This is a genomic window from Pseudonocardia sp. MH-G8 (genome assembly GCF_002262885.1).
Taxonomy (GTDB): domain Bacteria; phylum Actinomycetota; class Actinomycetes; order Mycobacteriales; family Pseudonocardiaceae; genus Pseudonocardia.
In genome coordinates, this window is record NZ_NKYF01000054.1 from 1 (window position 1) to 19,734 (window position 19,734).

Below are 19,734 nucleotides of genomic sequence, written 5' to 3' on the forward strand. Positions count from 1 at the left end.
ACCATCCGCACCGCGGCGGCCCTCTCCTCCTCGGAGTACCGACGCGTGGTCGGCTTGCCCGGCGGCTGCTCCCTCGGCATGGCTCCATCCTCGTTTCCAAGGTCAGGAGCCTCCACAGGACCCAGGGCGAGTCAATATCGAGCAACGCGGCGGGAGTGGATTTGAGTTGGTCGGGCGGATTCGAGGTTCGTCCAGAGTCGTGCGGACGGCCCATCTGGACAGGTCGCAGTCCATGGTTGTCGAGAGCAGGACGTGATGATCCTGGCAGGTACTTGCCTACGGTTACTTGAAAACGACTATCGTTACCCCCATGTTGACGACGGGAGTGGCGTCGGTGACCTTCAGGTCACGGACAGTGGCGGATGTAGTCGGCCTGGCGGCCGGTGCGGGGCTCGAAGTGCTGGAGTGGGCGGGCGACGTGCACGTGCCAGCGGACGACCTGGCAGCGGCGGCCGACGCTCAGGCGGCAACGGTCGACCACGGATTGAGGGTCGGGACGTACGGCACGTACTACAAGGCCGGGGTTGACGATCCTGACGCGGTGCCGGCTCTGGTGCGCACGGCGCGGGAGCTGGGTGCGCCGCGGCTGCGGGTGTGGGCCGGGACGGTGGGGTCGGACGACACCCCGGTGTTGCAGCGCGCCGCGGTCGTCGAGGCGCTGCGGGAGTGCGTGGACCGGGCAGGCGAGGCAGGTCTGGGGGTCGTCGTCGAGCACCACGTGTCCTCGCTGACCGACACGCTCGCCTCGGCGCTCACACTGCGCTCCGAGGTGCCCGGGCTCGTGGCCCACTGGCAACCCCGCGAGCTGCCGGACACCGGGGAATGCCTCGCCGAGGTCCACGCGCTCGTCCCCGCCGTCGTGCACGCGTTCAGCTGGGGCGCCGACGGGTTCACCGAACGCCTCCCGCTCGACGCGCGGGCCGACCTGTGGCGGCCCGTCCTCGCCGCCCTCGCCGCGCAGGGCGGCGACGCGGAGGTCGTGCTGGAGTTCGTCCCCGGCGACGACGTGGACGCGTTCGAGCGGGACGCGGCACGGCTGCGCGGCTGGCGTGACGAGCAGTTGTCGGTGGCGTCGTGAACCCTCGCCTGCTCCCGGCGGCCCTGCTCGTGGCGCTTCTCACCGCGTGCGCCGCCCCGCCCCCCTCCACCGAGATCAACGCGGTCCCCGCACCGCGGATCGACCGGGCCGTCGCACCCCTGGAGCCCGCGCTCACCGTCACCGACCCGGCCGGAACGACCGTGTCGCTGCCCGCGCCGCCGCAGCGGATCGTGTGCCTGTCCGGGCTGTGTGACGACATGCTGGTCGAGCTGGGCCTGGTGCCGGCCGGTACGTCGAACCCGGAGCTGCTGGCCTCGCCGGTCCTGCTCGGCGACGGGGCGGCGGCCGTGCCGGAGGTGCAGGGGAGCTTCGGCAGCGAGGACGTCGAGTCGATCGCCGAGCTCGATCCCGATCTGGTGATCGGGCTCTCCGGTGTGCACGACTCCCTGCGCCCGACGGTGGAGGCCTTCGCGCCGCTGTGGCTGGGCGAGCCCGGCACCTGGCAGGAGTCGGTCGGGTACCTACGCGCGCTCGGGGCCCTGACCGGCCGGGTCACCGAGGCCACCGCCGCCGAGCAACGGTTCCGCGACACCCTGGCCGACGCCGTCACCAGGACGCGGGAGACCGGGCAGTCCGAGCGCACCGTGGTGCTGATGTACGGCAGCGCCGACTCCGTGGGCGTGGACACGACCGCGTCACTCAAGGGCGATCTGCTCGCCCAGCTCTACCGCTACCCTTTCGCGGCGCAGGGCACCGACGCGGAGACGGCCAGCACGTACAGCGTGGAGGCGATCCTCGCGCAGCAGCCGGACGTGGCTTTGGTGTACTCGCTGCTGTTCTCCCCCGAGGACGCCACCCTGTCCGAGCAGCTCGAGGGCAACCCCGTCTGGGCGCTGGTGCCGGCGGTGCAGCAGGGGCGGGTGCACGAGATCGACCCGCGGCTGTGGGGCAGCGGCCGGGGCACCCGCAGCCTCGCGGCGGTGATCGAGGAGTCGCTCACGCTCGTGCCGCCCGCGTGAGGGTGCTCGCGGCCGCGCTCGCGGTCGGTGTGGTGGTCGGCGCGCTGGCCCTCGGGCAACCGGTGATCCCCCCGCCCGCGTGGCCGGGCGCGCTCGCCACGGGCTCCGGCCTGGAGTACGTGCTGCTCACCGAGCTGCGCGCACCCCGGCTGGTGCTCGGCGCGCTTGCCGGGGCGGCGCTGGGCGTCGCCGGGATGCTGCTGCAGGAGTCGCTGCGCAACCCGCTCGCGGTACCGGAGCTGCTGGGCGTGTCCAGCGGCGCGTCCGCGGCGGTCGCGGTGACGGTGGTGTTCGCCGTGCCGGTTCCGTTCGCGCCGTTACTGCCGGCGCTGCTCGGTGCGGCCGTGGGCGCGGTGTTGACGGTGCTCGCGGTGCGCGGCGCCGTCGGTCCGGCGGCGGTGCTGCTCATCGGCGCAGGGGTGAGCGCGGCCCTGCAGGCGGTGATGCTCGCGGCGACGACGCTGTCGGACTCACGCGACCAGGGCGTCCTCGTGCGTTACCTGCTGGGGTCGCTGACCGGCACGACCTGGTCGACCGTTGCGGCCGTCGTGCCCGGGCTGGCGCTCGGCGGCGTCGCGGCGGTGCTGGCCCTGCCCGCGCTGGGCCTGCTGCGCCTCGGCGGTGACGCGGCCGCCGCGCTGGGGCTGCGGGCGGGTGGGGCGCGGATCGCCGTGCTCGGGGTGGCCTGCCTGCTCACCGCCACGGTCGTCGGGCCGTGCGGACCGATCGCCTGGGTCGGATTCCTCGCCCCGCAACTCGCGGCCCGGCTCGCGCCCGCCACCCGGCCGCCGGCCCGGCTCGCCACGTGCGCCGGAGCGGGCGCGCTCGTCGTGACGGGTGCGGACCTGTCGGCCCGCACGGTGCTGCATCCCGTCGAGCTCCCGGTCGGGGGGCTCACGGCGGTGGTCGCGGTGGTGCTGGGTGGGGCCCTGCTCGCCGCGCGTGGTCGGGAGCGGGTGTGACGGGGCGCGCGCCCGCCCGCGGAGCCGCGGAGCGGCAGGATGCCTCGACCTGGCCGCCCGGGCGGGACGCTGCGCCCGCGCGCGGGAGCGACGCGGTGCGGCGGCGCCCGGTCTCCGCCGTGGCCGTCCGCGGCACGGCCCTGCTGGTGGGCGGTGCGGCGCTCGTGCTGGTGCTCGGTGCGGTACAGCTGCTCGTCGGCTCCACGCTGACGCCTGCCGCCGCACTCGCGGCGTTGACCGGCTCCGCAGATCCGCTGACGACGTCGATCGTGCTCGACCTGCGCGTGCCACGGGTGCTCACCGGGCTCGCCGCCGGCGCCGCACTGGGCCTGGCCGGGGCCGTGCTGCAGGGTGTACTGCGCAACCCGCTGGCCGCGCCGGAGGTCACCGGTGTCGGGTCCGGGGCCGTGCTCGGTGCGGTGGCGGCCACGACCGCGGGCGGCGCGGCGGCCGGGCCCGTCGGTCTCGTGCTGGCGGCGCTGGTCGGCGGCACGGTGGGTGGCGGGATCCTCCTCGCCCTCGTCGCCCGTGCCGGGGCCGACCCGCTGCGGCTGGCGGTACTCGGGGTGCTGGTCTCCGCCGTGCTGGCGGGGGCCACACTTCTGCTGCTCACCGCCCAGCCGCAGCTCACCGGGTCGATGACCCGATGGCTGGTCGGATCGTTGAACGGTCGCGGCTGGGAGCACTGGGCGGCGCTGTGGCCCGCACTGCTGGCCTGCCTGCTCAGCGGCATGCTGTCGGCGCCGGTGCTGGGCCTGCTCACCGTGGACGACGAACACGCGCGTGCTGTCGGGCTGGCCGTGGCGCCGGCCCGCGCGGGTGTGCTCGGCGTGGCGGTGCTGGCCACCGCGGCGGCGGTGGCGGCGGTGGGGTCGCTGGCCTTCGTCGGGTTGCTGGCCCCGCACGCCGCCCGCGCCGTCACCGGGGCCGACCCCCGCCTGCTGTTGCCGGGCGCGGCGCTGGCGGGCGCGGCGACCGTCGCGGCAGCCGACGTCGTCGCCCAGCTGGTGACCTCGGCCGTGCCGGGCGAGGCCGGGCGGATCGGGGTGCCCACGGGTGCGGTGACCGCCGTGTTCGGGGCGGTCGTGCTGGTCGGAATCGTGCGACGACGCTCGCGCGCGATGGTCGGGGAGGACCGATGACGCTGGTGGCGGAGAGGGTGCGGGTGGCCTTCGCGGGGCGCACCGTGCTCGACGGGGTCGATCTCACGGTGCGCCGGGGGGAATGGGTCGCGCTGGTCGGGCGCAACGGCTGCGGCAAGACCACGCTGCTGCGCGTGCTCGCCGGGCTGCAACCACCCGACACGGGCACGGTGGCCCTGGGCGGCGAGCCACTCGCCGGGCTCGGTCGGCGCGCCGTCGCCCGTCGCCTCGCGGTGCTGCCCCAGGCGCTGCCCCCGGTGGGGGCGCTGACCGTGCGCGCGCTCGTCGCGCAGGGCCGGTACGCGGTACGCGGACCGCTCGGGATGCTCGGCGGCGGCCACGACCGCGTCGTGGACGAGGCGATGGCGGCCACCGGTGTCACCGGCTGGGCCGACGTCGCGGTCGACCGGCTCTCGGGCGGCGAGCGCCAGCGGGTGCGCCTGGCGTTGGCGCTGGCCCAGGACGCCCCGCTGCTGCTGCTCGACGAACCGACGACCTACCTCGATGTGCGCCACCAGCTGGAGGTGCTCGACCTGGTCCGGGCCCTGCAGGCCGAGCGCGGGCTGACCGTCGTCGCCGTGCTGCACGATCTCGCGCACGCCGGCCGGTGCGCCGATCGGGTCATCGCCCTGCGCGGCGGGCGGGTGCACGCCGACGGGCCACCCTCCGACGTCGTGGACACCTCGCTGCTGCGCGAGGTCTTCGGTGTGGACGGCACGGTGCACCGGAACCCGGTCAGCGGTCGGCTGTCCTGCAGCTACGAGGCCCCGGTCGGCACCGGATAGGCCGCACGGCGCAGCGCGGGCGCCGACCAGGCGAGCACCCCGGCGAGGGCGAGCGCTGCGACCGCGACCGCCAGTCCGCCGCGCGGTCCGGCCGGACCGACGGAGACGACCCCGGCGAGCGCAGCCCCGGCCGGCGTGCCCAGCCCCCACGACAGCATGCGGGCCGTGGTGTTGACCCGCGCCTGCTTGTCGGCCGGGCACACCTGCTGCCGGTAGGTGATCGCGTTGAGCACGACCGTGGCGTGCGCGGTCCCCCAGGCCAGCGCCGCGAGCAGCGCCGGCACCCAGTGCACCGATGCGACGACGAGCAGTCCGCACCCGAACGAGACCGGCAGCGCCCACAACGCCAGCCGGGCACCGCCGATCCGGGCCGACAACGGCGGCACGATCCGGGAGGCCAGTACCGCTCCCACCCCAAAACAGGAGAACAGCAGGGCGAGCCGGGCGTCGCCGGTGACCCCGATCCCCAGCACACGATCGGCCCAGGGAAGGAGCACCGCCACCCAGGCCCCGCCCGCCACGGCGTTCGCCGCGCCGACGAGCGTGAGCGTGCGCACGACCGGGTGCCGCGCGACGAACCGCACGCCCTCGGCGATCCCGGCGGGGATCGCACCGATCCGCCTCCGCGACCCCTCGGACACCGGAGGCGACAGCGGCCCGGCGATGCGGCGCACCAGAACCGCGGAGGCGACCGCGGTGGCGGCGTTGACACCGACGAGCGGGGCGGCGGCCAGCGTCGCGACGGCGAGACCGGCCACGGCCGGCACCACCAGCTCCAGAGCGGTCGTCACCCCGAAGAGCGTGGAGTAGGCACGGGTCAGCCGATCGCGGCCGACGAGGGTGGGCAGCGCGCCGAAGTTCGCGGCGTCGAAGAACACGAACGCCGTCTGCACCACGACGGCCACGACGAGGACCTGTGCCGCGGACAGCCCGCCCGCCCACCACACGACCGGCACGCTCGCGAGCGCCGCGGCCGCGGTGAGATCGGCCCCGACCATCAGCCACCGGCGATCGAACCGGTCCGCCACCGCCCCCGCGACCAGGCCGAACACCAGGTACGGAAGGGCCTCCACAGCGGCCACCGCCGCGGTCCAGGCCGCCGATCCGGTGAGCTGGTACACGAGCACGGGCATCGCGACCAGCGACACCAGGGTGCCGGCGACGGCGACGGCGCGGGCGGCCAGGTACCGGCGGAAGTCGGGTGTCACCGCTGCACCGTAGTGACAATCGTTGTCGTTTACTAGCCGCAGTGATCACGCCCGCATCACAGTTGACAATCATTGTCATTTACAGGTCAACTGGGGACGTCCCACCCGAGACGAGAGGAGGTGATCACATGAAGGACGTCTTCACGATGGTCGAGGCCGAGCGGGCTCTGCCGCACAACTCCGCCAGCCACAGCAACGCGCTGGTCGAGAACCCGTTCGAGGCCGAGACCCCGGCCTCCGACGACAGCGAGTGAGCCACGCCGCGCGGTGCCGGGAACGGCACCGCGCGGCCCGCACGCGGAGGGGACGGATCGACGTGAGCGACGGGACACGGCTGCGGCCAGGGGTCGCGCTGTTCGATGTACCGGGCCGGGGCGCCGCCCTGCGCGCGGCGGACGGCACCCTGCTCGACATCGGGCTCGCGCCCGAGCGGATCGCCGCGCTACGCGAGTGGTTCGACCGGCCGCCGTCCGGGCAGCCGGGTTCCACACCCGCGGACCCGCCCGGCGCACCGGCACCCGGCGACGCCCCGGCCGAGCTGGCGGCGTTCGCCGAGGCGGGCCATCTGGGCGCGCCTCGCTCGTGGCCACCCGAGCGCGCGCGGGTCGTCGTGCTGCACGGAGCAGGGCCCGTGGGCGCCGCTGTCGTCGCGGCGCTGCGCCTCGCCGGGGCGGCGCCGCTGCCGCACCCGGCCGGTCCGTCGCCCGACCTGCTGGCGGAGATCCTCGCGATGGCCCCCTGGGCGGTCTGCGCCGTGCACGCCGGCCCGGCCCCGCGGTGGTGGGCAGACCTCGACGTGCTGCCCGGCCACGGGGTGGCCTGGCAGCGGGTCGCGGTCGAGGGCCGGCACGCGCTGTTCGAACCGGTGGCCGCCGGACCGCACGACGTCGGGCACCGCGACGTCCGGGCACGCAGGCTCGCCGCGGCCGGGTCGGGCCACCGCCACCTGGCCGCCTACTGGTCGGCCACGGCACCGCTGGACCTCGATCCGGCCGACCTGGCGCTGATCGCCGCCCTCGCCGCGGCCGACCTGCGCACCTGGGCCGTCGCCGACCCGGACGTGACCGACCCGGACGCGGCCGACCCGGACGGGGTCGCCGGGGACACCACCGACACGGCCGGTGCCGGGTCTCTCGTCCCCGCGCCGCTGCCCGCCCGGCTCCGGCTGCGGGTCGTCGACCTCGACACCGCCTCGATCGCCGAGCACCCGGTGCTGCCCGTGCCGCCCTGCGCCCCGTGAGCGACCTCGTCGTGGCGGCCCCGGACGGCTGCGCGCTGCACCACTGCGTCGTCCGCCCGACCGGTCGCGGACCGTGGCCGACGGTCCTGATCCGCACCCCCTACGACCGGCGGACCCTGCTCGGCGAGGCGGCCGGCTGGGCTGCGCACGGGTTCGCCTGCGTGGTGGGCGACGTGCGGGGCCGGTTCGGTTCGTCGGGAGAGTTCCAGCCCTACCTCCACGAGGAGACCGACGGGGCCGCCGTCCTCGACGCGGTACGGGACCTCCCCTTCTGCGACGGCCGCGTCGTGCTCGCCGGGGCCTCCTACGGGGCCCACTGCGCGGTGCGGACCGCCCTCGCCCGCCCCGGCGCGGTCGCGGGCGTGCTGGCCGCGGTACCGGCCCTCGGCCGGGGCGAGACGGTGCGCGAGTGCGGTGGCGCGGCCCGGCTGGCCTGCCGGGCCGGGTGGTGGTCCGAGCACGGCGGCAGGCGTGTGCCCCGCCCCGCCCGGCCGGTGCGCCTGGACGCGCTCCCGGTGACCGGCATCCTCGACGCGCCCGGGTGGCCGGCGCTGTGGACGGCACCTGCACGGGACCCGGCGCTGTGGTCGCGGCTGCCCGGGATCGGCACGCCGCTGCTGGCGGTGGGCGGCACCGCCGACCCGTTCGCCGCCGCCACGGCGGCGCTGGCCCGGGCCTGGGGCGGTCCGGCCCGCCTGCTGCTGGGCCCCTGGGGCCACCGCCTGGACGCCGACGCGCCCGGCGCGGCGCTCGGCGGGGCGCGGATCGGGGCCGTCTACGCGTGCTGGGCCCGGGCCGTCCTGGACGGCGCCGCCACCGGCCGGGGCGAGCTCGTCGCGGCCGGCCCGGACGGCCGCTGGGCCGATCCGGATGCCGGGCTGCGGGTCGAGCTGGGTGGCGGCGCGTTCACCGCGGACCCGGACGACCCCTTTCCGTCCCGCCCGCGCGGCACCGACCTGCGCATCGACGACGCCCGCCGCGACCGTCTCCTGCTCAGCACACCGCCGTTGCCCGGGGGCGAGCTGCGCGGGCCGGTCGGGATCACGCTGCATGTGGGGCTGAGCGCTCCGCACGCCGACTGGTTCGCCCGGCTCTCCCTGCCCGGGCCCGGGGGTCGCCACGAGATCGCCACCGCCGTGCTCCGCCATCGCGTCGCCCCCATCGCCGTGCGGCTGACCACACCCCCCGCCGGGGCCGTGGTCCCCTCCGGGGGGCGGCTGGTGCTGGAGGTGGCCGGGCACCACTTCCCGGCCCACGCCCGCAACCCGCACACCGGCGCGGACGCCGCCTCCGCCGTCGAGCTCCGGCCCGACCGCCGCACCGTCCTCGCCGCCGTGCTGGACCTGCCCCTGTCCCCCACCGGTCGCGGCACCGTCGCGCCGGCCCGGATCGCCGAGGAGATCGCACGATGACCGCCGTCACCGACCTGCTCGTCGACCCGCTCGTCGGCATCGTCCGGCGGCTCGTCGACGTCGCCCCCCTGCCCGGCCTGCCCGCGTCGTACACGGCGGTCACAGCGGAGGTCGCCGACGCGCGCAGGCTCGGCGTCTGGCCGGCCGACCGGGTCAGCCTCGGCACGACGTTCGGCGACGTCGACGGCGCCCGCGCGGCGGCCGTCGGGGAGGCGGTGGAGCGCTACTGCGGCAACCGCGTGCCGCCCGGTCTGCGCGTGGCCACGCCGGCCGAGCTGGCCGCCGCCGGGGAACGCCTGCTCGGGCCCGAGGACCTTCCGTTCTTCGCGCCGTGGCAGCACCGCACCGCCGAGGGCGCGCCGCCCTGGCCCTACCGCCCGTTCACCGCGGACACCGCGATCGCCTGGGTGCCCGGCGTGGAGGACGGGCATCGGTGCTGGCTGCCCGCGTCCTACACCTACCTCAACTACCACTGCGGCGAGCGCCGGGCCGAACCCCGGCTGCACCACCTCAACTACGCGGGTGTCGCCACCGGAACCGATCGCACCGACGCCCTGCGGCGCGGGCTGCTGGAGCTGGTGGAACGCGACGCGCTGGAGCTGTGGTGGCACCTCGGCGGACCTTCGCGGGGCATCGACCCCGACCGGGTTCCCGGGCTCGCGGCCGCGCTGGCCGGCAGCCGGCTGCAGGCGCACCTCGTCGAGCTACCCACCGAGTATCCGGTGAGCTGTGTGGCGGCGGTGGTCGTCGACCCGGCCACGGGGATCGTCGCGGGCGGCGGCGCGGCCCGCTTCGACCCGGCCGAAGCGGCGACGAAGGCGGTACTGGAGGCCGTCCACACCTGGGTGTTCACCCAGGGCCTCCTGGAGCCCGACGGCTGGGTGTTCGCCGCGATCGAGGCCGGGGTGCTCGCTCGCGGCCTGTACCTGCCGCACCGCGACGACCGTCACCATCTCGACGACGCCGGGCCCGGGTTCGCCGCGGTGCGCGACCTCGGTGCGCAGGTGCAGGTGTGGCTCGACCCGCGCGTGCAGGCCGCGCACCTGCACCGCTTCACCGACCCGGCGGAGCAGGCCGAGCTGCCGGACGGACCGGTCGGCGACCTACCGGCGCTGCGGGCCGCCCTGCGCCGGGCCGGGAACCGTGTGGTGTACGCCGACCTGACCACGCCCGACGTCGCGTGCACGTCATTGCGGGTCGTGCGGGTCTGTGCCACCGGTCTGGTGCCCAACGCCCCGGCCGCGTTCCGCTACCTCGGGCTGACCCGCTGGCGGGAAGCCGCGGCGGCTCGGGGCTGGGCGCCCGGCGTCGACCCGGCCACCGGACCCGGCGGGATCCTGCTCGTGCCCCCACCGTTCCTGTGAGGAAGGTCGTCGGGACCGGGTCGGGTGCGGTGGAGGCGGCGCTGCGGGCGGCGTGGTCCGGCGCGGATCCCGGCCCCGCCGACCATGCCGCCCGACCCGCCCCCGTGCCCACCTGCGGTGACCCGGCGCGGCCGTTGGGCCGATGGCCCGGAGGCGGAATCGGTGCGTTGCTGGACCTTGCGCTCTCCGCCGACCCAGGGCGCCGCGTCGGTGGCGTCAGCCTGCGGAGGGTGCCGTCCGCGGGCGGGCGCTACCCGGTGGACGCCCACGTCGCCCTCGACGGGGGTGCCACCGGCTACGACCCGCTCGCCCACGCCCTGTACGCCCCACCCCCGTCCGGACCCGGATGGACGGTCCGGCTCACCCTGGCGCCGGACCGCACGACCTGGCGCTACGGCCGCCGCTCGCTGCCACTGCTGCTGCTCGACCTCGGTCACGCGGTCGCCGCGGTCCGGGCAGCGTCCGCCGCGACCGGCGCAGGCGCCACGGTCACGCTTGCCCGGTGCGCGGGCGGGTTCCCGGCTGCGACGATCCGGATCGGTCCCGCATCGGGGCCTTCGCCACCGCCGGTGTCCGGCCCTGCCACGGCGGACGCGGCCGGACCGCCTGCCCGTCCCGCGGACCGGCAGATCGTCGCGGCGCTGCGGTCCCTCGCGGTCCCGCCGGTGTGGGTGCCCTCCGCCAGTTCGCCGGTGCCAGCCCGTGTGCTCCTCGCCCGCCGGTCGGCGACATGGGACGAGATCACCCGCCCCGGGGCCGAGGACCTGCCGCCTGCCGTGTTCGACGCCGCCCGCGCATGCCGATCCGGCCTGGTCGACACCCACGTCGTGACCCGCAAGGACAACAGGACGCTGCTCGCCGCCCTGGCCCGGCACAGCGCCGGACAGGTCCGGCTCGCCGACGCGGCCGCCATCCTGCTGGTGACGGCCACACCGGACCCCGACCCACCGACCGTGGTCGCCCGCCATCTCGACGCGGCCGAGGTGGTGCACGCCGCCTGGCTCGCCGCTACCGCACACGGCGTCCCGGCCCGGCCCGTCGGGAGCTGGATCGACGCCCGCCTCGACGGACCGCAGGGCCGGCGACGGGTCACCCATGCACTCGTGCTCGGCGGCCCGGCTCCCCCGCCGACAGCCAGCAGGAAGCCGGGCCCGGCCGTCGGCTGCCACGCGACGACGGAGCGACACGACCGCACCGAACCGTGACATAGCGGCGCTCACCAGCCGTCACACGCGCCCGGCCACACGAGCTCGAGCGATGCGGGCGGTACCGGTGCGCGACGACGATCTGGGCCCGTCCGAACACTAACTGAAAACGACTGTCGTTACCGACAGGGGTCTTCAGTCCGTCAACCGGTAGCGGATCAACCGCGAGCTGTTGCCGACCACGGCCACCGACGAGGCGTTGTGCAGGATCGCGGCCACCACCGGCGACATCGCCCCGCCCGCCGACACCAGCAGGCCCATGGCGTTGACCGCGATCGACATCCCGTAGTTCTGCCCGATCAGCCCGATCGCCCGGCGGCCGAGGTCGCGCAGCTCCAGGAGCTTGCGCAGGTCGTCGCCGGAGAGCGCGACGTCCGCGGTCTCCACGGCCACGTCGGTGCCGCCGACGCCCATCGCGATCCCGATGTCGGCCAGCGCCAACGCGGGCGCGTCGTTGGTGCCGTCGCCGACCATCGCGACGGTATAACCCTGCGCCTGCAGATCCCGGACGATGTCCTGCTTCTCCTCGGGCATCACCTGGGCGCGGAACTCGTCGATGCCCAGCTCGGCCGCCACCGCGGCGGCCGTGGTCGGGTGGTCCCCGGTGAGCAGCACGATCCGGCGGACGCCGTCGGCACGCAGCGCGTCGAGCACCGCCCGCGACTCCGGGCGCACCGTGTCCCGCAGCGAGACCAGGCCGACGAGCCTGCCGTCGACCGCGAGCAGCAGGGGCGTCTCGGTGGCCTTCTGCAGCCGCCGCACCCAGTCGTGGGCCTTGCGACTGACCGGCACCCGTGGCGCCTTCAACAGCTCGCGCGACCCGATGAGCAGCACCCGCCCATCGCTCTGCACCCGCATGCCCTGGCCCAGCAGCACCTCGCACTTCTCGTGCGGCGGGATCGCGATGTGCCGCTCCTCGGTGGAGCGGATGACGGCCTGCGCCAGCGGATGCCGTGAGTGGATCTCCGAGCTGGCCGCGTAGGCGAGGACCTGCTCGGGCGACCAGTCGTCGTCGAAGGACACGACGTTGGTGACGATCGGGCGGCCGAGGGTGAGCGTGCCGGTCTTGTCGAACACGATCGCGTCGACGCGCCCGGCCGCCTCCAGGTGGGCACCGCCCTTGATCAGGATGCCCCGCCGGGCCCGTTGCCGATCGCGGCGCTGATCGCGGTCGGCGTCGCCAGCCCGACCGCGCACGGGCAGGCCACGAGCAGCATCGTCATCGCCCGCCGGACGTCGCGGGTGACCAGCAACGTCACCGCGGCCAGCGCGAACGAGGTCGGCACGAACCGGCGCGAGAAGTTCTCGCCGACGGTCTGGATCGGCGCCCGGTCGGCCTGAGCCTGCTCGACCCGGTTGATGATCCGCCCGATCGCGGTGTCGCGGCCGACAGCGGATGCCCGCACCACGATCCGGCCGCGCAGCAGCACCGACCCGGCGTGCAGCGCCGTTCCCGCGGTGACGGTGACCGGCAGCGTCTCACCGGTGATCGCGGCCTGGTCGAGCACGCCGTCGCCGTCGACGACCACGCCGTCGACGGGCAGCACGACGTGCTCGTGGACCACGACCTCGTCGCCGATCACCAGATGGTCGATGTCGACCTCGACCTCGATGCCGTCGTCGAGCCGGACCCAGGCCCGGGTCTGGGTTCCGGTGAGCAGTTCGGAGATCGCGTGGCGGCTGCGGCGCAGCGTCAGCCCCTGGAGGTACTCACCGATGTTGAGCAGCCACAGCACGGTCAGTGCGACGACATTCTCGCGCAGTACCAGGCTGGCGACGGTGGCCGCCGACACCAGCGCGTCCGTACCGACCCCGCGCCCACCGGTCAGCGAACCGCAACGCACCCCGCAGGAACGGGTATCCGGTGAAGATCGTGACTCCAGTGGCGACGGTGCGGCTGGTCGGACCGAGCAACGGCGGGCGACCCAGCCCGTAACGGCGGACGCCGAGCGCCGCAAGCGCGACCCCGCCCGCGACCAGCCGCAGCAGATCGCCGTTGCGGACGTCCGCCGACCGCGGGGAGCGTGCCGCCGTGGCCTCCGGGTCGGCACCGAGCCCCTTGCCGATCGCCTCGAGCAGCTCGGCGCGGTCGCAGCGGTCCGGGTCGAACCAGACCACCACGTTGCCGGTGCGGGGAAAGGCGTGTACCTGGCGCACGCCGGTCACGGCGTCCACCGCGTCCTCGACGGCCACCGCGAGCGCCGGGATGCGGCGCAGGACGGAGGTCTCGAAGCGGACCCGTCCACCCGCGTCGGAGACGCATCGGATCGGGCCGGCGGCAACCGCCACGGTCAGTGGTCGTGCCCGTGCTCGACCGGCGCGCCGGGAGCCGGGACCTGCTCGCCGATCTTCTCCCGGGCCTCGGCGACGATGTCGGCCGTGACGAGCCGGGCCTTCTCCGCGCCCGTCTCGGCCGCGCGTGCCCCGCGCAGTCCCAGCGCGGTGACCGCGACCGCGCTGCCGCGCAGCACGTTCGACCCGACGACCTTCTTGACACCGTCGTACACCGCGGCGCCGGCGATGCCCGTGGCCAGCGACGAGGCCGCCTTGCCGACGAACGCGCCGAACACCATGGGATCCCCGATCGAAGCTCGCTGCCGTGGGCGCCGAGAGTACTCGCGCAGGTGGGCCCTACCCACCCCGGCGTCTAATGACAACGACTTTCATTTCGTTTAGTCTCGGAACGGTCTCTCCGCCCCAGCACTCGGGAGAACCGCCATGAGCGACCAGAAGCTGACCGGCAAGAGCGCAATCGTCACCGGCGGGTCCCGGGGGATCGGCAAAGCGATCGCGGTGCTCCTGGCCGCCCACGGCGCCGACATCGCGTTCAACCACTTCGACGACGAGGACCGCGCCAAGGAGACCGGCGCCGAGATCGAGGCACTCGGCCGTCGGGTGCACCACGCCCACTGCGACGTCTCCTCAGTGGACGCCGTCCGGTCCTTCTACACCGACGCCGTGAGCACGCTCGGCGACATCGGCATCCTGGTCAACAACGCCGGCCATAACGTCAATCAGAACTTCACCGACATCACCGAGGCCGACCACGACCGCATGTTCGGCGTGCACGTCAAGGGCACGTTCTTCATGACCCAGGCCGTTTTCCGCGACATGGTGGCCCGCGGCGAGGGTCGGATCATCAACGTCACCTCGCAGCTGGCCTACAAGGGCGCCGGGCTGCTCACCCACTACGCCTCGGCCAAGGGCGCCAACATGACCTTCACCCGCGCGCTCGCCCTGGAGTGCGCCGGCACCGGCGTGCTCGTCAACGCCGTCGCCCCCGGCGTGACGAACACCGACCTCCTGACCCCGCTCGCCGACGAGCTGCTCGACACCCTCAGGGCGGCCATCCCGCTCGGCCGGTTCGGTGAGGTCTCCGAGATCGCACCGGCGGCCCTGCTGCTGGCTCCCCCGAGGGCAGTTTCTTCCACGGCACCTGCATCTCGCCGAACGGCGGCGAGGTCATGCTGTGACCGAGCGTGCGGTGATCGCCGGAGAGGAGCCTGCGTGACCGCGGGCGCCCCGCCGCTCGCTCCCGGTCGGGCGACCTGCCTCGTAGCAGGCCGGGACTTCCTCGCCCCCGCCGTGGATCGTGCCGTCGCCTCGCTGCGGCTGCCCGCGGGAGGGTGGGTGCTGGACGCGGGTGCCGGCAGCGGATCAGCGCTGCCGGCGCTCGCGCGTGCCGTCGGCGCGGCGGGCTCGGTCCGTGCCGTGGACATCGACCCGACCGTGCTGCCGCTGGCCACCGCGCACGCCACCCGGCACGGGATGGCCGCGCGGTGCACGGTGGAACACGCCGATCTCGTCGACGTCGTCGAACGGTCCGCGACCGAGCCGGGTGGCGGGTTCGACGCGGATCTGGGCCGGCGACGTCGTCGAGCCAGGGACCTTCACCGATCCCGTCGCGGCCGTCGCGGCCATGGCCAGGGCGCTGCGCCCAGGCGGGGTACTGGCCCTGTTCCACGGCCACCACCACGAGGCCGTGTTCCTGCCCGGCCACGCCCGGCTGGAGAACCTCCTGCGGGCCGCCTCCGCCCGACGTCGCGGGGTGTCACCCGAGGGCTGCCGCCAGCACGAGCGACACCTGTGCTGGCTCCAGGTCGCCGGGCTGGAGCACCTCACCCTCGACGTCTTCCCCCGGATCGGCCTGCGCATCGACACCGACCGCCACGTGCGCACCTACCTGACGACCACCGTGTAGCCGCAGATGTGGGAGTGTGCCCTGGCCTGCGGCCCCCAGGTCGGCATGACCGAGACCGACGTCGCCGAGCTGCACGCCCTCACCACCCCGGGCAGCCCCCGCTACCTGCTCGACGATCCCGGCTACTACGTCCTGCACCCGACGATCCTGGCCACCGGACGGCGATCCCGGACCGGACGGGAGCATCCGGTAGCAGTGGGCGAGCAGCTCGCGGCGGAAGGGCTCGGTGCGCGTGGCGAAGTCCCTCGAGTCGGGCATCACGTCATGGATAGCCATGACGCGGTAGACCCGGCAATGCGCGGAAAGGAATCGCACCGATGGAAATGATCCGCCGGGTGCGGGTGCTGCTGGTCGAGGACGACAACACTGTCGCGGAGTCGCTCACGCGAGGGCTGGTCAGGTACGGCCTCGACGTCGAGTGGGTGCGGACCGGGGGCGAGGCGCTGCGTGCCGAGGTGGGCGACGTCGTGCTGCTGGACCTGGGGCTGCCCGACATCGACGGCCTCGACGTCTGCCGCGAGCTGCGGGCCCGCAGCGACGTGCCGATCATCGTGATCAGTGCGCGGGCGGACGAGACGGACCGGGTTGCCGGGCTGGAGATCGGCGCGGACGACTACGTGTCCAAGCCCTTCGGCGTGCGTGAGGTCATCGCGCGGATGCGGGCGGTGTTGCGGCGCGTGCGGCCGGCGGCGGTGCCGGCCGATGAGGCGGCCCAGTCGGGCCGGCTCGTGCTCGACCGGCGGGCGCGACGGGTGCACGTCGACGGCGTCGAGGTGGCGCTCACACCGAAGGAGCACGACCTGCTCGCGTTCCTCGCCGAGGCGCCGGGGGCGGCGTTCACGCGCGAGCAGATCATGGAGGCGGTGTGGGACGCCAACTGGTTCGGACCCACCAAGACGCTCGACGTGCACGTCGGAGCGCTGCGGCGCAAGCTCGGTGACGCGATGGCGGTCGAGACGGTGCGCGGGGTCGGGTTCCGGCTGGTGCTGCGGTGATCCGCCAGCTGGTCGCCAGCTACGTGCTGCTGGTGGCGGTGGCGCTGGCGGCGTTCACGGCCCCGGTCGCGGTCACCCCCACCCAGCAGGTCTACGGCGACGCCGAGGGCTCGGCGCGCCGGGAGGCGCAGGTCGCCGCACTCGTGCTCGCCACCGACGACGAATCCTCGCGGCAGGCCCTCGTACAGCTGATGAGCGCCTACTCGCAGCAGACACCGGGCCGGCTGGACGTGCTGCCGGCCGTGGGCGGGATGCCGGCGCCCGTCGCGCCGGACGTCACGTCCTTCCGCGAGGCCCTGGAAGGCCGGGAGTCGCTGCGGTGGGGATACGCCGAGGCGCTGGGCGCCGACGGGCTGGTCCTCGCGGTGCCCGCCCGCGCCCCGGACGGCACGGTGGTGGGCGCGGTGCGGGTCAGCTACCCGTCGAAGCCGCTGACCGACCGCCTGTGGGAGATCTGGGGGTTCCGGGCGATCCTCGCAGTGATCGTGCTGGCCATCGCGGCCGGGAGCGGCGTGCTCCTCGCCCGGCGGCTCACGCGGCCGCTGCGCGAGCTGAACCTCATGGCGAGCCGGCTGCGCGACGGCGACCTCACCGCGCGCGCCGCCGAGACCGGGCCGGCCGAGACTCGCACGCTGGCCAGCACCCTGAACACCGCCATGGGGACAATCGACACCCTCGTCGGCGCCCAGCGGGCGTTCATTGGGGACGCCTCGCACCAGCTGCGCACCCCACTCACCGCGCTCCGGCTCTCGCTGGACAACATCGCCGACGGTGTCGAGGACCCGTACGTGCGCGAGGACGTCGAGCGCGCCACCGCCGAGGTCGTGCGGATGAGCCGGATGGTGAACGGGCTGCTCACCCTGGCCAGGGCCGAGGCCGCGGTCACCAGCCCGGAACCGGTGAAGCTGGCCGACGCGGTGGCCGACCGGTTCGAGAGCTGGCGGGCCGTCGCCGACGAGCGCGGCGTCACGCTGCACCACGAGCTCATCGAGCTCATCGAGCCGGACCTGCGCGCCCTCGCCAGTCACGGCCACCTGGAGCAGGTGCTGGACAACATCCTGTCCAACGCCCTGGAGGTCTCCCCCGACGACGCGACGATCACCGTGCGGTCCTTCCGGGAGGACGGGAAGGCGATCTGCGAGGTCGTCGACCAGGGCCCGGGAATGCCCGCCGCCGATCGGCAGCGGGCATTCGACCGGTTCTGGCGTGGCCGCGGGCTGACCGGCAGCGGCGGCTCGGGCCTCGGCCTGGCCATCGTCAAGCAGCTGGTGACCGACGACGGCGGCACGGTGAGCCTGCACGAGGCCGAGACCGGGGGTCTGCGGGTCAGGATTGCCCTGCGGGCTCAGGCATCGCCGACGAGTGGTGGTTGACGATCAACCACTCGTCGTCGACCCTCTCGTAGACGAACGTGTAGCGCGCGTCCACCGTGCGCTGCTGCCCGTCCGTGGTGAGGGTGAAGCGGTACGTTCCGGCGTCGATCGCGTCGGTCGGGCCGAGAACCTTAATGTGCGATTCGAGGATCTGCCCCTGCGGCTTGTTCTCCAGGAAATGATCGAAATAGTCCACGATCTCCGCGCGATCGCTGCGGACCTCGTTGGAGACGGTCGGCAGCAGCACCGCGTCCGCCGCGTAGCGGTCGGCAACCAGCTCCGGGTTGCCGGTGGCCAGGGACTGGTTCCACCGGTCGAACAGCCCGGTGACCTCCTGGTTCGTCGGCAACGTCGTCGGCTGGGTCGGCGCCGCGACGGAGGAACCGCATCCGGCGAGCCCCAGCACGGCCGCGGAAACAGCGGCGATCAGAACGGGACGAGAAAGGCGACCAAGGCCTCGCATCAATTCTCCCTGCGTCGATCGGGTGATCGCCTCCCACGATCATCGACAAGTATGCAGGGCTCGGACAGCAAAGATCCAGCGGACGGCAAAGGCTCCACCAAGAATCTGCACGAACGGCACTTTCGTCCAATAGGCCTGGCCGGAAGTGCCGTTCGTGCGGCTCAGCCCTCCCGCGCCAGGGTCGGCCGGCGCTCCACGAAGGCGGCCGTCAGCTCCTCCAAGGCGGGGAGGGCCGTCAGGAGCGCGGCAGCCGTCTGCTCCGGGAGGTGTTCGACCACCGAGAGCAGGATCGCGGTGCGCCGTTCCATGATCCGGATGCTCTTCTCGCGCCCTGCGACCGTGGCCTCGGCCACCACGCCGCGCTGGTCGGACGTGGCCGAGGAGCGCACGATCAGCTCCTTCTGCTCCAGTACGCCCATCACGCGCAAGAGCATCGTGGGGTTGACGCCCTCGAGCTCGGCGACCGCGGAGATCCGGATCGGCCCGCGCGCGACGACCACGCCGAGGACCGACGCCTGGATGGGGGTGAGCTCCCGGCAGCCCGAAGGCGGGGCGGGATGCCTTGTTGGGGCCACGTCGGCGAGCCACCGGAGGCTGGGTGCGACGCGCCCGTTCCGGGACGCTGAGTCGCCCTGGGTCCTGTGGAGGCTCTGGGATGCCCCGGGTTCCGTGGAGTCGGGTTCCTGGAAACTAGGCCACAACGATCTTGCTGTTGGACTCGAACTCTATCGGTGACAGCCAGCCCAGCGCGCTGTGTCGACGTCGCCGGTTGTGCCAGATCTCGAGGTACTCGAAGATCGCGTTGGCCATCTCGATCCGGGTCCTCCACCGCTGCCGGTCGAGCAGTTCGATCTGCATGCGCGACCAGAAGGCCTCGATCATGGAGTTGTCGAAGCAGTCCCCGACGCTGCCCATCGAGGGCACCAGCCCGGAGTCCTTGGCCCTGTCGGTGAAGGCCCAGGACCCGAATTTTGCCTGGGCTCAACTGGTGGTTGCAACACCGGCTTGGTGCAGCGACCGTAGCTGCTCGTCGAGAACTTCGGCTGGCGTCTTCCAGACCAGGACTTTCCGGGGTCTGCTGTTGACCGCCGCCTGGACGGCAAGCAGCTCGTCGTGGGACCAGCGAGACAGGTCGGTGCCTTTGGGGAAGTACTGCCGCAACAGGCCGTTGGTGTTCTCGTTCGTGCCGCGCTGCCAGGGCGAGTGCGGGTCGGCGAAATAGACGGCGATGCCGGTGTCGACCTTGAACTGCGCGTGAGCGGACAGCTCCTTGCCGCGGTCCCAGGTCAGCGACCGCAGCAGTTCGGCGGGCATCGTGGTCATCGT

At 74.2% G+C, this 19,734-nt stretch carries 23 protein-coding genes and 1 pseudogene; 15 read left to right on the forward strand and 9 right to left on the reverse strand.

From position 1 onward, the window contains the following. Positions 1 to 355: 355 nt before the first annotated feature. The 5 genes from CFP66_RS46360 to CFP66_RS46380 are packed head-to-tail and all read left to right on the forward strand — an operon-like array spanning position 356 to position 4,947. Complete coding sequence (locus tag CFP66_RS46360) at positions 356 to 1,078, forward strand: sugar phosphate isomerase/epimerase (protein WP_233160300.1); 723 nt, start codon at positions 356 to 358, stop codon at positions 1,076 to 1,078. Next, positions 1,075 to 2,058 (forward strand): ABC transporter substrate-binding protein, encoded by a 984-nt coding sequence (locus CFP66_RS46365; protein ID WP_094931975.1) that lies wholly within the window; start codon positions 1,075 to 1,077, stop codon positions 2,056 to 2,058. The genes CFP66_RS46360 and CFP66_RS46365 overlap by 4 nt, the downstream gene beginning before the upstream one ends. Continuing rightward, positions 2,055 to 3,020: an iron chelate uptake ABC transporter family permease subunit gene (locus CFP66_RS46370; RefSeq protein ID WP_094931976.1), complete on the forward strand. Its 966-nt coding sequence runs from the start codon at positions 2,055 to 2,057 to the stop codon at positions 3,018 to 3,020. The genes CFP66_RS46365 and CFP66_RS46370 overlap by 4 nt, the downstream gene beginning before the upstream one ends. Beyond that, complete coding sequence (locus CFP66_RS46375) at positions 3,017 to 4,162, forward strand: iron chelate uptake ABC transporter family permease subunit (protein WP_233160301.1); 1,146 nt, start codon at positions 3,017 to 3,019, stop codon at positions 4,160 to 4,162. Before CFP66_RS46370 ends, CFP66_RS46375 begins: the two co-directional genes overlap by 4 nt. Next, positions 4,159 to 4,947 carry an ABC transporter ATP-binding protein gene (locus CFP66_RS46380; RefSeq protein ID WP_094931977.1) on the forward strand — a complete coding sequence of 263 codons (789 nt, stop codon included), beginning with the start codon at positions 4,159 to 4,161 and terminating at the stop codon, positions 4,945 to 4,947. Before CFP66_RS46375 ends, CFP66_RS46380 begins: the two co-directional genes overlap by 4 nt. Here CFP66_RS46380 and CFP66_RS46385 read toward each other — a convergent pair. After that, entirely contained in the window at positions 4,920 to 6,155 is a 1,236-nt protein-coding gene (locus CFP66_RS46385) for an MFS transporter (protein ID WP_094931978.1), read from the reverse strand. The genes CFP66_RS46380 and CFP66_RS46385 overlap by 28 nt on opposite strands. A gap of 128 nt (positions 6,156 to 6,283) precedes the next feature. On the opposite strand from CFP66_RS46385, the gene amiA reads away from it, so the two are divergent. The 5 genes from amiA to CFP66_RS46410 all read left to right on the forward strand — a co-directional run bounded on the left by amiA (position 6,284) and on the right by CFP66_RS46410 (position 11,376). After that, entirely contained in the window at positions 6,284 to 6,409 is a 126-nt protein-coding gene (amiA, locus tag CFP66_RS50125) for a streptamidine family RiPP (RefSeq protein ID WP_255413954.1), read from the forward strand. A 62-nt stretch (positions 6,410 to 6,471) separates the two neighbouring features. After that, on the forward strand, positions 6,472 to 7,395 hold the full coding sequence (locus CFP66_RS46390; protein ID WP_233160302.1) for a hypothetical protein: 924 nt from the start codon (positions 6,472 to 6,474) through the stop codon (positions 7,393 to 7,395). Next, positions 7,392 to 8,807 carry a CocE/NonD family hydrolase gene (locus tag CFP66_RS47730; protein ID WP_158228477.1) on the forward strand — a complete coding sequence of 472 codons (1,416 nt, stop codon included), beginning with the start codon at positions 7,392 to 7,394 and terminating at the stop codon, positions 8,805 to 8,807. Before CFP66_RS46390 ends, CFP66_RS47730 begins: the two co-directional genes overlap by 4 nt. Continuing rightward, positions 8,804 to 10,171, forward strand: a complete 1,368-nt coding sequence (locus CFP66_RS46405; protein ID WP_094931980.1) for a YcaO-like family protein — start codon at positions 8,804 to 8,806, stop codon at positions 10,169 to 10,171. Before CFP66_RS47730 ends, CFP66_RS46405 begins: the two co-directional genes overlap by 4 nt. Positions 10,172 to 10,401: 230 nt before the next feature. Next, complete coding sequence (locus CFP66_RS46410) at positions 10,402 to 11,376, forward strand: hypothetical protein (protein ID WP_233160303.1); 975 nt, start codon at positions 10,402 to 10,404, stop codon at positions 11,374 to 11,376. Between the two features lie 135 nt (positions 11,377 to 11,511). Here the strand turns inward: CFP66_RS46410 and CFP66_RS50200 are convergent, their stop codons facing one another. The 4 genes from CFP66_RS50200 to CFP66_RS46420 are packed head-to-tail and all read right to left on the reverse strand — an operon-like array spanning position 11,512 to position 13,949. Continuing rightward, positions 11,512 to 12,573, reverse strand: a complete 1,062-nt coding sequence (locus CFP66_RS50200) for a cation-translocating P-type ATPase (RefSeq protein WP_304528794.1) — start codon at positions 12,571 to 12,573, stop codon at positions 11,512 to 11,514. After that, positions 12,501 to 13,169 (reverse strand): hypothetical protein, encoded by a 669-nt coding sequence (locus CFP66_RS50205; RefSeq protein WP_304528795.1) that lies wholly within the window; start codon positions 13,167 to 13,169, stop codon positions 12,501 to 12,503. The genes CFP66_RS50200 and CFP66_RS50205 overlap by 73 nt, the downstream gene beginning before the upstream one ends. Further along, the gene (locus tag CFP66_RS50210; protein ID WP_304528796.1) at positions 13,087 to 13,665 is read right to left on the reverse strand and encodes an HMA2 domain-containing protein; all 579 of its coding nucleotides are present in this window, start codon (positions 13,663 to 13,665) and stop codon (positions 13,087 to 13,089) included. Before CFP66_RS50210 ends, CFP66_RS50205 begins: the two co-directional genes overlap by 83 nt. Before the next feature lie 2 nt (positions 13,666 to 13,667). After that, positions 13,668 to 13,949, reverse strand: coding sequence for a DUF1490 family protein (locus tag CFP66_RS46420; RefSeq protein WP_094931982.1), 282 nt, complete (start codon positions 13,947 to 13,949; stop codon positions 13,668 to 13,670). 145 nt (positions 13,950 to 14,094) lie between these two features. Here CFP66_RS46420 and CFP66_RS50610 point away from each other — a divergent pair. The 5 genes and pseudogenes from CFP66_RS50610 to CFP66_RS46435 all read left to right on the forward strand — a co-directional run. Next, positions 14,095 to 15,177: pseudogene (locus CFP66_RS50610) on the forward strand (SDR family NAD(P)-dependent oxidoreductase); the annotation flags it as partial. Positions 15,178 to 15,214: 37 nt separating this feature from the next. After that, positions 15,215 to 15,577 (forward strand): hypothetical protein, encoded by a 363-nt coding sequence (locus tag CFP66_RS49790; RefSeq protein WP_233160305.1) that lies wholly within the window; start codon positions 15,215 to 15,217, stop codon positions 15,575 to 15,577. A gap of 45 nt (positions 15,578 to 15,622) precedes the next feature. Beyond that, on the forward strand, positions 15,623 to 15,904 hold the full coding sequence (locus CFP66_RS49795) for a hypothetical protein (RefSeq protein WP_233160306.1): 282 nt from the start codon (positions 15,623 to 15,625) through the stop codon (positions 15,902 to 15,904). Further along, positions 15,901 to 16,572, forward strand: a complete 672-nt coding sequence (locus tag CFP66_RS46430) for a response regulator transcription factor (protein WP_094931984.1) — start codon at positions 15,901 to 15,903, stop codon at positions 16,570 to 16,572. Before CFP66_RS49795 ends, CFP66_RS46430 begins: the two co-directional genes overlap by 4 nt. Continuing rightward, on the forward strand, positions 16,569 to 17,945 hold the full coding sequence (locus CFP66_RS46435; RefSeq protein WP_094931985.1) for a HAMP domain-containing sensor histidine kinase: 1,377 nt from the start codon (positions 16,569 to 16,571) through the stop codon (positions 17,943 to 17,945). Before CFP66_RS46430 ends, CFP66_RS46435 begins: the two co-directional genes overlap by 4 nt. On the opposite strand, the gene CFP66_RS46440 is transcribed toward CFP66_RS46435, so the two are convergent. The 4 genes from CFP66_RS46440 to CFP66_RS46455 form a co-directional block, all read right to left on the reverse strand. Continuing rightward, complete coding sequence (locus CFP66_RS46440) at positions 17,899 to 18,351, reverse strand: SgcJ/EcaC family oxidoreductase (RefSeq protein WP_233160307.1); 453 nt, start codon at positions 18,349 to 18,351, stop codon at positions 17,899 to 17,901. The genes CFP66_RS46435 and CFP66_RS46440 overlap by 47 nt on opposite strands. 218 nt (positions 18,352 to 18,569) lie before the next feature. After that, the gene (locus CFP66_RS47750; protein WP_158228478.1) at positions 18,570 to 18,983 is read right to left on the reverse strand and encodes a MarR family winged helix-turn-helix transcriptional regulator; all 414 of its coding nucleotides are present in this window, start codon (positions 18,981 to 18,983) and stop codon (positions 18,570 to 18,572) included. Between the two features lie 115 nt (positions 18,984 to 19,098). Further along, positions 19,099 to 19,323 carry an IS3 family transposase gene (locus CFP66_RS46450; protein ID WP_094931988.1) on the reverse strand — a complete coding sequence of 75 codons (225 nt, stop codon included), beginning with the start codon at positions 19,321 to 19,323 and terminating at the stop codon, positions 19,099 to 19,101. Between the two features lie 66 nt (positions 19,324 to 19,389). Next, positions 19,390 to 19,734: IS30 family transposase (locus CFP66_RS46455; RefSeq protein ID WP_143517638.1), on the reverse strand; the 345-nt coding region annotated here is incomplete at its 5' end.